Source organism: Mesorhizobium sp. NBSH29, from assembly GCF_015500055.1.
Classification (GTDB): Bacteria; Pseudomonadota; Alphaproteobacteria; order Rhizobiales; family Rhizobiaceae; genus Neomesorhizobium.
This window is the reverse complement of record NZ_CP045492.1, coordinates 1,183,388-1,196,886: the sequence shown is the minus strand read 5'-3', so window position 1 is coordinate 1,196,886 and position 13,499 is coordinate 1,183,388. Positions and strand designations below refer to the sequence as shown.

General features: G+C 59.1%; 12 protein-coding genes. 1 reads left to right on the top strand and 11 read right to left on the bottom strand.

Annotation, left to right across the window (positions count from 1 at the left end; genetic code table 11):
* Positions 1 to 10 precede the first annotated feature (10 nt).
* From GA830_RS05860 to GA830_RS05825, 8 genes are all read right to left on the bottom strand, one after another.
* On the bottom strand, positions 11 to 718 hold the full coding sequence (locus GA830_RS05860; RefSeq protein ID WP_195164142.1) for an ABC transporter ATP-binding protein: 708 nt from the start codon (positions 716 to 718) through the stop codon (positions 11 to 13).
* The gene (locus GA830_RS05855) at positions 711 to 1,451 is read right to left on the bottom strand and encodes an ABC transporter ATP-binding protein (RefSeq protein WP_195164141.1); all 741 of its coding nucleotides are present in this window, start codon (positions 1,449 to 1,451) and stop codon (positions 711 to 713) included. The genes GA830_RS05860 and GA830_RS05855 overlap by 8 nt, the downstream gene beginning before the upstream one ends.
* Entirely contained in the window at positions 1,448 to 2,404 is a 957-nt protein-coding gene (locus tag GA830_RS05850; RefSeq protein ID WP_258045569.1) for a branched-chain amino acid ABC transporter permease, read from the bottom strand. The genes GA830_RS05855 and GA830_RS05850 overlap by 4 nt, the downstream gene beginning before the upstream one ends.
* Positions 2,401 to 3,282, bottom strand: coding sequence for a branched-chain amino acid ABC transporter permease (locus tag GA830_RS05845; protein WP_195164140.1), 882 nt, complete (start codon positions 3,280 to 3,282; stop codon positions 2,401 to 2,403). The genes GA830_RS05850 and GA830_RS05845 overlap by 4 nt, the downstream gene beginning before the upstream one ends.
* A 59-nt stretch (positions 3,283 to 3,341) precedes the next feature.
* Complete coding sequence (locus GA830_RS05840; RefSeq protein WP_195164139.1) at positions 3,342 to 4,646, bottom strand: ABC transporter substrate-binding protein; 1,305 nt, start codon at positions 4,644 to 4,646, stop codon at positions 3,342 to 3,344.
* A 130-nt stretch (positions 4,647 to 4,776) separates the two neighbouring features.
* The gene (locus GA830_RS05835) at positions 4,777 to 6,186 is read right to left on the bottom strand and encodes a hypothetical protein (RefSeq protein WP_195164138.1); all 1,410 of its coding nucleotides are present in this window, start codon (positions 6,184 to 6,186) and stop codon (positions 4,777 to 4,779) included.
* Between the two features lie 9 nt (positions 6,187 to 6,195).
* A complete protein-coding gene (pncB, locus tag GA830_RS05830) occupies positions 6,196 to 7,503 on the bottom strand; it encodes a nicotinate phosphoribosyltransferase (RefSeq protein ID WP_195164137.1) in 1,308 nt (435 codons plus the stop codon).
* Positions 7,504 to 7,678: 175 nt separating this feature from the next.
* Positions 7,679 to 9,076: an MATE family efflux transporter gene (locus tag GA830_RS05825; protein ID WP_195164136.1), complete on the bottom strand. Its 1,398-nt coding sequence runs from the start codon at positions 9,074 to 9,076 to the stop codon at positions 7,679 to 7,681.
* Between the two features lie 348 nt (positions 9,077 to 9,424).
* Here GA830_RS05825 and GA830_RS05820 point away from each other — a divergent pair, with 348 nt between their 5' ends.
* Positions 9,425 to 9,661 (top strand): Lrp/AsnC ligand binding domain-containing protein, encoded by a 237-nt coding sequence (locus GA830_RS05820; RefSeq protein WP_195164135.1) that lies wholly within the window; start codon positions 9,425 to 9,427, stop codon positions 9,659 to 9,661.
* Positions 9,662 to 9,663: 2 nt separating this feature from the next.
* Here GA830_RS05820 and GA830_RS05815 read toward each other — a convergent pair whose 3' ends face one another.
* From GA830_RS05815 to GA830_RS05805, 3 genes are all read right to left on the bottom strand, one after another.
* Entirely contained in the window at positions 9,664 to 11,013 is a 1,350-nt protein-coding gene (locus GA830_RS05815) for a putative bifunctional diguanylate cyclase/phosphodiesterase (RefSeq protein WP_195164134.1), read from the bottom strand.
* 111 nt (positions 11,014 to 11,124) lie between these two features.
* Positions 11,125 to 12,099, bottom strand: a complete 975-nt coding sequence (locus tag GA830_RS05810; RefSeq protein WP_195164133.1) for a small ribosomal subunit Rsm22 family protein — start codon at positions 12,097 to 12,099, stop codon at positions 11,125 to 11,127.
* 24 nt (positions 12,100 to 12,123) lie between these two features.
* On the bottom strand, positions 12,124 to 13,383 hold the full coding sequence (locus GA830_RS05805) for an Hsp70 family protein (RefSeq protein ID WP_195164132.1): 1,260 nt from the start codon (positions 13,381 to 13,383) through the stop codon (positions 12,124 to 12,126).
* Positions 13,384 to 13,499 lie beyond the last annotated feature (116 nt).

Here is a 13,499-nt window from a genome sequence, read left to right as displayed (position 1 = left end):
ATTTCCGGGTTCATCCCACACCTACATAGCGGTGGACGAGTGCCGGGTCTGCGCGCAGAGACGCAACATCCACGGTTTCGCGGTTGCGGCCGTTTTCGATGAATGCGACGCGGTTGGCGACAGGCAGAACGGCATCGACCCGCTGTTCCACAAGGATGGTTGAAACGCCATGGTCGCGCAATCCGGATACAGTCTCCCGGATTTTTGCAATCATTGAGGGCATCAGGCCTTCGGTCGGTTCGTCTAATAGAAGTACTGTCGGTTCGAGGCAGAGCGCGCGGGCCATGGCCAGCATCTGTTGTTCACCACCAGACAGCGTGCCTGAGCGCTGCTTCAACCGCTCGCGCAGCACCGGGAAGAGCGCAAGCACACGCTCGCGGGTCGCGGCACCCCTGCTGCGCGCCATCAGGCCTATTTCCAGATTTTCGGAAACGGTCAGTTCGGAAAACAGTCGTCGTCCCTGTGGAACGTAGGCGACCCCGGATTTCGGGACCTGGTGGGGCGGCAGCCGGCTAAGGTCGGCTTCGCCCAGCATGATCGAACCCGCGCGCGCAGGCACCAGCCCCATGATTGCCCTGAGGAGCGTGGTCTTTCCGGCTCCGTTGCGACCGAGCAGGCAGAGCACCTCGCCTTCGCGCAGCGTCAGATCTATGCCGTGTAGGACCTGGACGGCATCATAAAAACAGTCGAGCCCGGAAATGGTGAGCGCATCAGTCATCGATGGCGCTTCCCAAATAGGCGCGCTGGACTTTGTCATCGTTGCGGATATCGACCGGCAGCCCTTCGGCCAGAACGCTGCCCCGATCGAAGACAGTTATGCGGTCCGCCAGCGCCATCACCACCTGCATATTGTGTTCAATCAGCAGCACCGTGCTGGTGCCTGCAATGCTGCGCACCAGTATGATGAAGTTCTCGATCTCGCCATCGGACAGACCCTGCGTCGGCTCATCCAGTATGAGAAGTCGTGGCTTTAACGCGAGGCCCATCGCCACTTCCAACAGGCGCTGATGGCCGTAGGACAGCGTGCCTGCCTCGGTATTGGCATAAGCGGCGATACCGGTACGCTCTAGCGCGTCGGCAACACCTCGCTTCAATGCCTGAGCTCGCATGCCAGTGCCTGCGTCTATCAGCTGGCGTTGCACGGCCAACGCGACATTTTCTCGCGCCGTGAGCTTGGCGAAGATGCTGGTGATCTGGAACGTGTAGGCAATACCGCGGCGCACGCGCTCATGCGCCGGCAGGTCAGTAATGTCGACGCCGTCGAATGCAATGGCACCAGAGCTCGGGGCAATGCGCCCGCAGATGAGACTGACGAAGGTGGTCTTGCCCGCGCCGTTAGGGCCGATAATGGCGCGGATCTCGCCTGGCACGATCTGAAAGTCGACGTTCTGGACGGCTTTCAGTCCTCCGAAATGGCGGCTGATTCCGGCGGTAATAAGCAGCGGCGTCATGGCAGCCACCGTAGCCAGCGCGCCCGGATGGTGCCCAGCACGCCCGCCGGGAAGAACAGGACGAGGAGGATGAGCGCGAGGCCAACGATGAACAGGTAGGCCGAGGTAAACCCGGATGTGACATCGACGACATAGTACATGAACAGCGTACCCAAAAAAGGACCGAGTACCGTTGCCGCGCCGCCGAGCAGAACCCACAGAAGCGGCAGGATGGAATATTGGACCGAGGCAAAGGACGCCCCGACATAGCCGAACAGAAGCGCATAGGCAGCACCTGCTGCCGCGCAGATGGTGGCCGAGACAACTACCGCCACCAGCTTGTTGGCGAAGGCATCATAGCCCAGCATGCGTGCGCGCTCCTCGTTTTCGCGGATCGCCACCAGCACGCGCCCGAAGGATGAGCGGACGACGGCGAGCGTCACTAAAAGAGTGACGGCAAATAGCGCCAGTGCCGCGAAATAGCGCGTCGCCGGGTTGGTCAGATCGAGTTGCAGTCCAGCAAGGTTCACGCTGCGCAGGGGTTGGGCCAGCACGAAGCCATCATCGCCGCGCGTCCACTCGGCACAATAGAGGATGGCCAGATAGGTCACCTGCGCGAACATCATGGTGACGATCATGAAAGCGACCCCTGTGGTGCGCAGCGCCAGCAGTCCGATCACCAGGCCAGACACCGCCCCGGCCGCAAGCCCTGCACCAAAGGCTGGCACCATGCCAAATCCAAAGTGCTCGACGGTGAGCCCAGCGCCGTAAAGCCCGGCGGCGAAGAACATCGCATGGCCGAGCGATAGAAGCCCGACATAGCCGAACAGAAGATTGTACCCCATGGCAAAAACCGCCAGCACCATGACGCGGGCCAGTACGCCGTGATGATATTCCGGCAGCACGAACTGCAGCAGGAACAAAATCCCGATTACGACGAGATGCAGCGCCCATGCGGCAGCGGTCCGGCTCACCGTTGACGCTCCCCGAAAAGACCCTGAGGACGAAACACCAGCACCATTGCCACCAAAAGCGTTGCCAGCATTTTTGCCAGTGTCGGCGAGAAGAAGACCGAAATGATGCCATCGGACAGCCCGACAAGAACCGCCGCGACGACAGTGCCCCGCAGCGAGCCGAGCCCGCCTATGATCACGACGATGAACGACATCAAGAGCGGATCAAGTCCCATCAAATAGTGTGCCTGCTGGATCGGCACAATCAGCACGGCGGCGATGGCCGCCAGCATGGCGCCAAGTGCAAAGACGCCGGCATAAACGCGGTCGACTGGTATGCCGAAAGCCTGAGCTGTTTCGCTGTCAAACTGGGTAGCGCGCATGATGAGCCCGATGCGGGTGCGCGTCAGCACAAACCAAGTGCCTAGCATCAGCAGTATCGAAGCTACGATGATCGACAGCTTGTAGCCGGAATAGCCGAACCAGGGGAACAAAACCCGAAGGTTGAACGGCGGCTCCACAGGCCGCGCTTCCGGGCCGTAAAAGGTCAAAGCCGCCTGCTGGATGATATAGAGCATGCCGATAGTGGCGACGATTGTCGCTTCGGGATTGTAGTTGAGCCGGCGCAGGACCAGCCGTTCCGACAAGAGCGCCAGCGCCCCGACAAGAAGCGGACTGATGATCAGGGCTGCAACAAAGCCGATCGCAGGATGACCGCCAAGCGCGGTGGAGATAAACCAGGCCGATACGGCGCCCAGCATGAAGAACTCGCCATGCGCGACATTGACGACGCGCATGACACCAAACACCAACGACAGGCCAAGCGCCGTCAGCGCCAGCACAGCCGAGGTCACGAGGCCTTCCAGAACGGCCAGGAAGAGATGCGGACCAAAGGACATTTAGGACGGGTCTGCCGGCGAGAGCTTCATGGATGTGACCTTGCCGTCACCCAACCGCCTCACAACGCCTGTGTCGTGTAATCGCCCTCTGGTTCGTACATGCCATCCTCGATAGCCGTTCGATGAACGACCACCAGTTTGCCGCCGCTCACTTTGGAAATGTTCTGGCGGCCAAAGCACTGGTGAATTTTTCCGTTGAACAGTTTCTTGCCCTGCGGGTGCTCAGGCCCCTCGGCAAACTCGGTCAGCGCCTCGGTCGCCTCGACAAGTTTCGCGCGGTCCTCGGGACCCTTGTAGCCGGCGTCTTCCATCGCCTTCTTGACAACGTAAAGCGTTTCCCAACAGCCGAACATGTGAGAGGCGGTGGAGACATCCTTGGGGTCGCCGGCCGCCGCACCATTATCGTCGATGCCGACCGCCTTGCGGTAGGCCTTCTGGGCGTCCGTATCGTCGGATTGGGCATAACGCGGCGAACCCTCCCAGAAATGGCTGCCATCGAGAAATTCGAGCCCCGGGCTGTTGATATCGACCGCCTCAAGCGAATCGAGGAAGCCGAACAGTTGCGGCCGGTTCGATCCGTAGAACTCTCCAAGTTCCTTGACGAAGGTCAACACGGCTGGACCTACCATCACATGATAGATCACCTCAGTCTCGGCTGGGATCTGCGGAAAATACTTGGTGAAGGAGCTTTCGGTCGGCGGGATGGCGATCTGCGCAATCACTTCCGCACCTTCGGCCTTCAATGCGGGCGGCAGGTAATCGCGGTGATCATGACCGAAGGCGAAGTCTGGGAAAATCATCGTCACCTTGCGGCCGGCGTTGGCGGCAATCCAGGGCGCAGTAGCGATGACCTGGCTCTTAACATCGGTGATGCCGGGCTGGAAGCAATAACGGTTCAACTTCGTGGAGGCGACGTGGTGGCCTTCGCTCACCACGTAATAGGGGATCTTCATCTCGCCAGCCGCCGGCGCCGAGCCGATCACCACATGCGAAAACAGCGTGCCGAAGACAATGTCAGTTTTGTGTTGGCTGGCGAATTTCGCCACCACTTCCGCGCCGCGCTTGGGGTCGGTGCCATCATCCTCGATGATGATCTCGACCGGGCGGCCGGTGATGCCGCCCGCATCGTTGATCGCCTTCACGGCGGCATTGGTGGTTTTTTCGTACCAGCGGCCATAAGCGGCGCCAATGCCTGTGCGGTGGGCTTGGAAGCCGATCTTGATCGGCGCCGAGGATTGCGCCTGGCTGTAGCGGACGAAGCCGGGAGCAAGGCCAAGCCCTGCTGCAGCGCCAAGCCCCGTCAGGGCCGTACGGCGCGTGATTGATTTATCCAGAAGGCCTTTGTTGGTGCGATTTCCAGTCATGCTGTTCCCCATTTTTTTAAAGTTGTGACCGAATTCACAGCGGATAAGGGCCGCTATCAAGCCCGAAAAAATTGCATGTGTACAAACTAATCATCAAACAATTCGCGTGGCAATAGACGCTGCCGCAACGTCACCCAGCGGTAGGCGTTGAGAGAAGCCAAAGTCCGAACACCGTGTAGCCGATCATCAGCACGGTGAGGGGCAAAAGTCGCCTGGTGATTCTCGATTGTGTATCCCCGTTGCGGCATGCGAGAAGGTGAGCGGCAAACACCGCAAGCACATGGCCAACGATGATCGCGCCGGCCTGTAGGTTCCACAACACCCGCGCCGATTCTGCTCCAGCAATGATGCCAGGAGAGACCTGCGCGTAGGCTGTGCCAAACAGATCCCAGCCCAAGGCAAAGGGATCGGAGATCGCCACCAGCGCATATTGTGAGTTGACCGCCAGCAAGGTGATATAATGGGCAAAGTGGTAGGCAAGCGCTATCGGTGCCATCGACCAGACAAGCTGTCCGGCATCGCGTTTCCAGTTGCTCAATGTGCCGGCTAACATGGCACCAGCGCTGACTGCGCCCAGATAGAGCACCGTAAAACACATGGCGAAAGCGGCAAGGCCGATCGTGTTTGTTGTCATCAGGGCCGAACGCCCTGGAAATTCCAGCGGGTTGATTCCGTTGGCCCCAAGCCAGAAAAAGGTTTTCGAGGTTCCGTCAAAAGAGACTGCGGCGAGCGCAAGCAGCAGGAAAACGACGCCGCTGAGGGGAAGGACCGGTGCTGAAACCAGCTTGCCGGCTGGCCAGCCAACGGAAATGAAGCGACCGGGGCGCGCGCAAAAAAGCGATAGCCGCGCGATCATGGTGAAAAATACTGATAGAGCCTCGCCACGCCGCATCCATGCCCGTGTGCCGAACAGGAGCATCATCGCGGTGTTGAAGAGCCAATAAAGCGTCACCGCCTTCGCCAACCGTGCCGGATCATCGGGCGCAGGGTCAACCAATTCAAACCAGGCGAAGCAAAACAACAGGAGTACCGCCGGCCAAGTGCCTATCGAGAAAGGCAGGCGCCGACCGTGCCCGCTAAAGCCGCTTATCTTTCGCAACAACCAGACCGGCCCAGTCCAGGGATTGATCCATGCCCAGACATTTCCGAAAATGCCCTGGACAAGCGTTAGCCCGACCCAAAACAATGTCCAGACGACAAGCGGCAGCGGATTGGAAAGTGGGTCCCGGCTGCCCCAGAGACCGGTGGCTATCAGAATGACCATTACGAGAAACGAACCCATGCTGGTGGTTAGCCGCCAGCGCAGCGGTGCCGCGACAAGGCCGACCCGTTGCCGAGCCAGGCGCTCAACGCTGTCGGGCGAAAGCAAAGCCAGACCCGCGAAGCTGGCAGCGACTGCCACTGCCCCACCGATGAGATAAGTGCCGGTCGGCAGCAGGAGCACGTGCCCACGATCGGAAGCATGAGCAAGGGCTTCAGCCGGCAGCATCACGCCGGCACCCAGCACAGCCGAGCCGATGTTCCTTCGCCGGCCACCCATGCGAGCGGCCTAGACGTAAACGGGCAATTCGACGCGCTTGTCCGCTTCGCCAAACAGCTTCAGGTAGCGCTCTATTTCAGCTGGATCGCCTGTTGACTTGGCGGGATTGTCGGAAAGTTTTACCGCCGGTTGGCCATTCGCGGCCGTAACCTTGCAGACAAGTGAGATGGCGCTCAAACCGTCAATTTTCACCGGTGCGCTGCCCTCGAAATCATTGGTCAGATTGGTGCCCCAGCCAAACGCCATGCGCACCTTGCCTTTGAAATGCCGGTAGGTTTCCTCAATGGTGTCGACGTCAAGGCCATCGGAGAAAATCAGCAGCTTGTCGCGCGGGTCTCTACCCTTTTCGCGCCACCATTTGAGGATGCGTTCGCCGCCCTCAATGGAGGGGGCGCTGTCGGGGCGAAAACCTGTCCAATCAGCTACCCAGTCGGGCGCATCGCGCAGGAAGGCAGCCGTGCCGAAGGCGTCGGGCAGCACGATCAGAAGATTGCCGCCATAATAGCGCTGCCAGTCCTGCAGCACCTTGTAGGGGGCGGCCAGAAGTTCCTTGTCGGTTTTGGCAAGCGCGGCCAGAACCATCGGCAATTCATGCGCATTGGTTCCTAGCGCTTCCAGATCATTGTCCATAGCCAGAAGCACGTTAGAGGTGCCCGTAAAGGCATTGCCGATACCTTCTTTCAACGCCTCCACGCACCAGCGCTGCCACAGGAAAGAGTGGCGCCGACGTGTGCCGAAATCGGAGATCCGAATGTCCGGCAGTGCTTTCAGCCGTTCGGTCTTGGCCCACATCTTCGCTTTGGCGCGTGCATAAAGAACATCGAGCGCGAACGGGCCGAACACTTTCATGGCTGCGCGCGAGCGCAACTCGTTGATGATCGCCAGCGCCGGAATCTCCCACATGGTGGTGTGCATCCACGGCCCGTGGAATTCCAGTTCATACTGCCCGTCGCGCTTTGAAAGCTGATATTCAGGCAGTCTGAAATCTGCCAGCCAGACGAGGAATTCGGGCTCGAAAATCTGCTTGCGGCCATAGAAGGTATTACCCGCTAGCCAGATCATTTCCTTTTTGGTGAAGCGAAGCGAGCGGGCATGGTCAAGTTGATCGCGCAGCTCCTGCTCGTCAATCTCGTCTGCCAGCCGGACTTTCTTGGCGCGATTAATCAGCGAGAACGTTGCATCGACCTTGGGATACATGCCCCAGATCATCTGCAGCATCAAAAGCTTGTAGAAATCCGTGTCGAGCAGAGATCGAGCGATCGGATCGAGCTTCCATGCATGGTTATAGACACGCCGCGCTATGTCGGTTCTTGCCATATGATCGTCTGCCTCCAAGCTTCCGCCGCGCGCCGCGCGGCCATGCGCCTATAGCATCGAATTCGGATCGACGCTTGTCGCTTGAGAATGCTGGCACAATGAGTGGTCGTGGTTCAATGCCTGATATAGATCCGGCAGTGAGGGCGCTTGATTTTTGTCGGTGATGCAAGGCCTGCTAATGGTTTCGAGTCAGCCCAAGCCTGTCGCGGCGCAGCCAGCGGTATTGCAGCAGCACCGCCACCACCGCCAGCCCGACCGAAAGGCCAATCCAGATTCCGCTTCCCTTGAGGTCGAAATGGAATGCAAGCACGACGCCGAGCGGCAGGCCGACGCCCCAGTAGCCAATAGCTGCCAGAACCATTGGCATTTTAGTATCGTGCAGGCCGCGCAACATGCCTGATGCAACCGCCTGCATACCGTCCACTATCTGGAACAGCGCTGCGTAAAACAGAAAGGTTGCCGCAAGCCCGATCACCGCAGTGTTGACGGGATTATTGAGGTCGATGAAAGCGCCTATGAGCGCGTGCGGGAACAGCACCATCACCAGAGCCATCACCGTCATGAAGCCGACACTGATGGCGTATCCGGTCCAGCCAGCGCGGCTGATTCCGTCGGGGTTTTTGGCGCCATAGGCAAGGCCGACACGGACGGTGACAGCCTGCGCAACGCCCATCGGCACCATGAAAGTGACAGAGGCAATCTGGATGGCGATGGCATGGGCTGCCAGGGAGGCCGCATCTATCAGGCCCATGAGCAGCGCAGCAGCGTTGAAAATGGTCACCTCGAAGGCCAAGATTCCGGCAATCGGCGCGCCCAGTCGCCAGAGCATACGAAAGCGCGGCCAGTCAGCGCGCCAGAAGCGACCGAACAGGCGGTAGCGTCGAAACTTCTTTTCGACCGAAACGACAATTGCAAGACCGATAAACATCAGCATGCTGGACAGGGTGGTGGCCATGCCGGCTCCGGCAATGCCGAAGGCCGGCAGGCCAAAATTGCCGAACATCAAACCCCAGTTGCACAGCATATTGAAGATGACCGCTACAAACATGATTGCCAGCGCCCAGGCGGGTCGTTCCAGCGCCGAAATGAAGGACCGCAGCACGATATATCCGTAGAACGGCAACACCGCCCATTGCAGCCAGCGCACATACAGCTCTGCGTCCCGCGCCAGATTAGGCTCTTGCCCCATCCATAGAAGGATACTCTCGGTATTCCACAACAACAGCCATATCGGGATGGACACCAGAATGGCGACCCAAAGGCCCTGGCGCACGGTGCGGCGCAGGTCGCGCACCGAATTACGGCGACGACCAAGCTCGGTGGCCATCATTGGAGAGGTCGCCAGCATCAGGCCTAGCCCGAAGATCAGCGGCGCAAAATAGAGGTTGGAACCAAGCGACCCCGCCGCCAACGTGTCTGGACCGATCCGGCCCATCATCATCACGTCAGTCGCATTCATGGCGATCTGGGCGAGGTTGGTCATCACCATCGGCCAGCTCAAAGCAATCATTGCGCGCAATTCGCGGCGCCATAGACTTTCCGGCGCCCTTACGCCGGTCTGGATCGAAGACATTGTCGGATCTTTCCGGGTGGCCGGCGCCTATGGCAGCCCGCCTTGATTCTAGACGCCGGGAAAATGCCCGGTTCGTCATGCCGGAATTCCTGGACGAAAAGGCGTCCAACTGCAAGGCATACGCTTCGTTTTCGATTGGTGCACTTCTGCTACGGTTAGCCAGCATTGATCACGCGACGCCCGAACTCCCGGCTTCCAACGGTGCTGATATTCAGCGCCCGGGCGAAAGTCTCCTGACGTTCAGCTGCCATTGAGCGAGTTGACAGGCGGGCGGATATGGCCAAAAGCAGCGGGATGAGGCGCGCCGGTTGATCTAATCTCGGCTGCACCCTTTTTGTGAGGCAATCTATGCGTGCAGTTTTTGTTCAACTTCAATGCCAACCCGGGAAAACCTATGAGGTTGCCAGTGCGCTGTACGAACGCGAGGTGGCGTCGGAGCTATATTCGACAAGCGGAGACTATGACCTGCTGATGAAGATCTACGTCGATGCAGATGTGGATATCGGCACATTCATCAACGATAATGTTGCCAATGTGCCGGGCATCGTCCGGTCACTGACAACCCTGACGTTCAAAGCGTTCTGAAATCAGAACGCCTTCGCGCGCATAGCGCCGCGGAACTGGTCGCGCAGATAGCCTAGCGTTGCGTCGGCATCAGCGGGCTTCCCGAATAGATAGCCCTGGCCACCGGCGCAGCCAAATTCGATGAGCCGCTCGGCCTGCGCTTCTTCCTCTATGCCTTCGGCGACGACATCCATGCCAAGCCCCTCGCACATGGCCAAGATTGCCCGGATAATGTGTTCAGACGGGCGGTCGTCCAGAATGGATGACACGAAAGCGCGATCAATCTTCAACTTGTCGAAATGAAATTCGCGCAACCGGCCGAGCGAGGATTGGCCTGTGCCAAAATCATCAAGAGAGACTCTGATGCCGACACGGCGCAGATCGGCAACGATCTTTTCTGCCGACACAGGATCGCCCATCAAGCCGGTTTCGGTAATTTCGATTTCCAGCCTGCGCGGGTCAAAGCCGGTGCGGTGCAGGATTGCAAGAATGTGCAGGCCGGTGTTCTGGTCGACCAGTTGCGAAGGAGACAGGTTGAACGAGAGGAACAGATGTTCCGGCCAGTTGCGGGCTGCTTCGGTGGCTTTGCGCAGCACCAACTGCGAGAGCGGTCCAATGATGCCACGCTCTTCGGCGATGGGGATAAATTTCACCGGAGAAATGGGGCCAAGGTCACGATCCGTCCAGCGGGCCAACGCTTCGAAACCGATCACTTCACGGCTCTTTAGGTCGACGATCGGCTGAAAATACGGCTCGACTTCACCTGCCGAAACCGCGCGGCGCAACGCCTGCTCGATGCGGGTGACGCGGGTGGCGGCTTCTTCCATCTCGCGCGTATAGACTACAACCTGTCCGCGACCCGCCCGCTTGGCTTGGTAAAGCGCAGTTTCGGATTTGTGCAGCAATATCTCGGTCGTCTCATCGCCGGAATAATAGAGTGCGCAGCCGACTGAGGCCGAAAGCCGCGCGGTGCGTTCTCCCACATCGTAAGGAGCAGAGAGAATCTCGATCAGCATGCGAGCTTTTTCAGCCGCCGCTTCCTCGCTGAACACCATAGGGTAGAGAAAGGCGAATTCATCGGCACCGATGCGCGTCACCGCCGAATGTCCGTCCATCGCAGCCCGCAGGCGAAGTGCTACCTGGATCAGGATATCGTCGCCCGCCTTATGGCCGAAAAGGTCGTTGATGGGCTTGAAACCGTCAAGGTCGATGATACCCACGGTAAAGGGCGCCGGGTCTTCCGACCTGTCGCTGATAAGGCGATTGACCTTATCGAAGAACCGTCTTTGATTTCCGAGGCCAGTCAGCGGATCCGTATAGGCCAGATCCTGGTTTTCGCTGCTGTTTTGGCCGGCGCCAAACAACGTGTGCATTATTCACCATGCATTGCAGTATGCTTTGCCGGACCATGACAGGCAGAAGTTTATGAATGGTGTTAAAAGTTTGGCAGCGGCAAGGGTTTGCGGGTTGTGGCCGCGTGCCCGCTAACTTTTTTGCCAGACATCCCCCCAATCGAGCCGGCTGGCGGATTTGAATGCCTGTCCTTCACGACGGGTCACAACCCGCTGGTCAAGCGAGCCATCCGGCTGGCAGAGTTTCAGCCGAACCATTCCGCTTGAACCCTGCGGTGGTGCCAGGACGCGCGCGGCTGATGCACCCGCTTCAGGGAGTCGAGTGGCAGCGAGAAAAATATACTTCTCATCCTCCCACGGCACTTCGGCACTTTTGGTCTGACGGTGCAAACGTGAGCGGGCCACGCGCCGTGAGAAGTGGCACCAGTCAGGCGCGGTCACTGGACATGCCGAATGATGCGCGCAAGGCGCGGCAATCTGTGCGCCGGCGGCAAGCAGCACCTGGCGCGCGGCCAGAACGCGCTGCCAGCCGGCGGGCGTGCCGGGCTCGACAACCAAGAGCATGCCTTGTGTCTGCGCCCATAAAAGCTCGATCAGAGGCGCCAATGCCTGATCCGTCAGCTCATCCAGAACATAGGCGAGCGTTACCAGATCCGCACGAGGGAGCGGAGGCAGGCCTTTGGCAATGTCGCCTGAAACCCATTGGAGACTGGCAAGTGCTGTATGGACTGACAACGCCTCGCCCATGGCCCGTATGGCAGGGCTTGTCTCAACCAAAGTGGCGCTATCCAACGTCTCGAAACAATCCTGTACAGCCCACAGCGCTGTGCCGGGGCCGGAGCCTATGTCGAGGAGGGTGCGGGGTACAAAATCTGGGCGCATTTTTGATGCCGCAGCAAGGCTGGCACGCACGGCGGCGTAGGTGGCCGGAAGACGCGCTGCCAGATAGGCATGGGCTGCAAGCTTATCTGACAGATGCAGCCGACCGTCGCGAACTTCACCCCGATAGCGGCGTGATAGCGTGTCCGATGCCCGCTTCAGATCCGCAAGCGGCACACCGTCCAGTTCCTTGTCCACGGCCTGCCTAAGGAGCGGCGGAAGTTCCAATTGTCAGCCCCCCGCCTCTCGTGATCAAGCGCCGAATTTACGCTGGGCATCAAGCGCCAAGCCAAGCCCGACACTGCCGAACATATCACCCGCGACAACATTTACACCGGGGAACATGGCAAGCACAGTCTCCTTCAGAAGCGGCACGGATGTCGAGCCGCCTGTCAGGAACAAGGTGGTAATACGCGAGGCATCGACGCCTGCATCTGCCAAGGTGGCGGTGATGGTTTGCGAAATGGTGGTAACTGCGCGCTCAATTGAGTCGTCGAAGCCCTGACGCGTGAGCGCGATGTCCAGCACCTCATCTGTCAGGGTGAGTGCCATGCGCGCGGCATCCTGATCTGTCAGGTCTATCTTGGAACGTTCCACTTCACCGGCCAGCGCGTGACCCTGCTTGTGCTCAACAATATCCATCAAGCGTTCCACCAGATCAGGTCGGGCTGCCTCGAAGCGGATGGATCTCAGATCGTTCTTGGCCTTGGTCGTGTAAAGCAGGTTGATGCGTGGCCATGTGGCAAGATCGATAAAATAGCCTGCGGGCAGGTTACGTTTGCCGTCCTTGGTGGGCGACAGGTAGCCGAGATGCGGCATAATCTGCGAAATCGAGAAAAGCCGGTCGAAGTCGGTACCGCCAATATGCACACCGCTGGAGGCAAGGATGTCATCCTTGCGATCGCTGGTGGCGGCACGCTCAGGCGAGACGCGTACGATTGAAAAATCCGATGTACCGCCGCCAATGTCGATGATCAGCGCCAGCTCTTCGCGCGAAACGCTCTGCTCGTAGTCGAGGGCTGCGGCGATGGGTTCGAACTGAAACTCGATGTTGCGAAAACCGAGCTTGCGCGCGGCCTGTTCCAGAGCATCCTGGGCGCTTTGGTCAGCGGTATCATCTTGATCGACAAAGCGAACTGGTCGACCAAGCACCACATGTTCGACCGGCTGACCGACGTTGCGATCAAGCGCAGATTTCAGATGTTCGAGAAACGAGCCGATAATCTCCGTGAAGGCGATGGAGCGCGCCTTGATGCGGGTCTTATCTGCCATCAAAGATGTGCCAAGCACGCTCTTCAGCGCACGCAGCAGGCGGCCCTCCACATTTCCAGCATAGCTGGCGATCGCTTTGCGGCCAAAACAGGTCGTGTTATTTTCGAAATTGAAGAAGACGGCACTGGGCAAAGTCGGCTCAGCGCCTTCCAGCGCCACGAGCCTCGGCTTGCCATTTGTCATGACGCCCACTGTGGAATTGGACGTGCCAAAATCGATGCCGCCGCTGACCGGTCGCATGGTCTGTCCTTTTGTATGATTGCTGAAACGTGCGAACCCCTTTGCGGGGAGGGGTGCGGGTACACAATTTGGGTTGCAATGTCGAGGCTTGCGCGAGGCAAAATCGGCAGCAATGC

What these genes read in the sequence shown, in the direction of transcription:
- GA830_RS05860 (WP_195164142.1), bottom strand. Translation starts at nt 718, where the DNA reads ATGACTGATGCGCTCACCATTTCCGGGCTCGACTGTTTTTATGATGCC.
- GA830_RS05855 (WP_195164141.1), bottom strand. Translation starts at nt 1,451, where the DNA reads ATGACGCCGCTGCTTATTACCGCCGGAATCAGCCGCCATTTCGGAGGA.
- GA830_RS05845 (WP_195164140.1), bottom strand. Translation starts at nt 3,282, where the DNA reads ATGTCCTTTGGTCCGCATCTCTTCCTGGCCGTTCTGGAAGGCCTCGTG.
- GA830_RS05840 (WP_195164139.1), bottom strand. Translation starts at nt 4,646, where the DNA reads ATGACTGGAAATCGCACCAACAAAGGCCTTCTGGATAAATCAATCACG.
- GA830_RS05835 (WP_195164138.1), bottom strand. Translation starts at nt 6,186, where the DNA reads ATGGGTGGCCGGCGAAGGAACATCGGCTCGGCTGTGCTGGGTGCCGGC.
- pncB (WP_195164137.1), bottom strand. Translation starts at nt 7,503, where the DNA reads ATGGCAAGAACCGACATAGCGCGGCGTGTCTATAACCATGCATGGAAG.
- GA830_RS05825 (WP_195164136.1), bottom strand. Translation starts at nt 9,076, where the DNA reads ATGTCTTCGATCCAGACCGGCGTAAGGGCGCCGGAAAGTCTATGGCGC.
- GA830_RS05820 (WP_195164135.1), top strand. Translation starts at nt 9,425, where the DNA reads ATGCGTGCAGTTTTTGTTCAACTTCAATGCCAACCCGGGAAAACCTAT.
- GA830_RS05815 (WP_195164134.1), bottom strand. Translation starts at nt 11,013, where the DNA reads ATGCACACGTTGTTTGGCGCCGGCCAAAACAGCAGCGAAAACCAGGAT.
- GA830_RS05805 (WP_195164132.1), bottom strand. Translation starts at nt 13,383, where the DNA reads ATGCGACCGGTCAGCGGCGGCATCGATTTTGGCACGTCCAATTCCACA.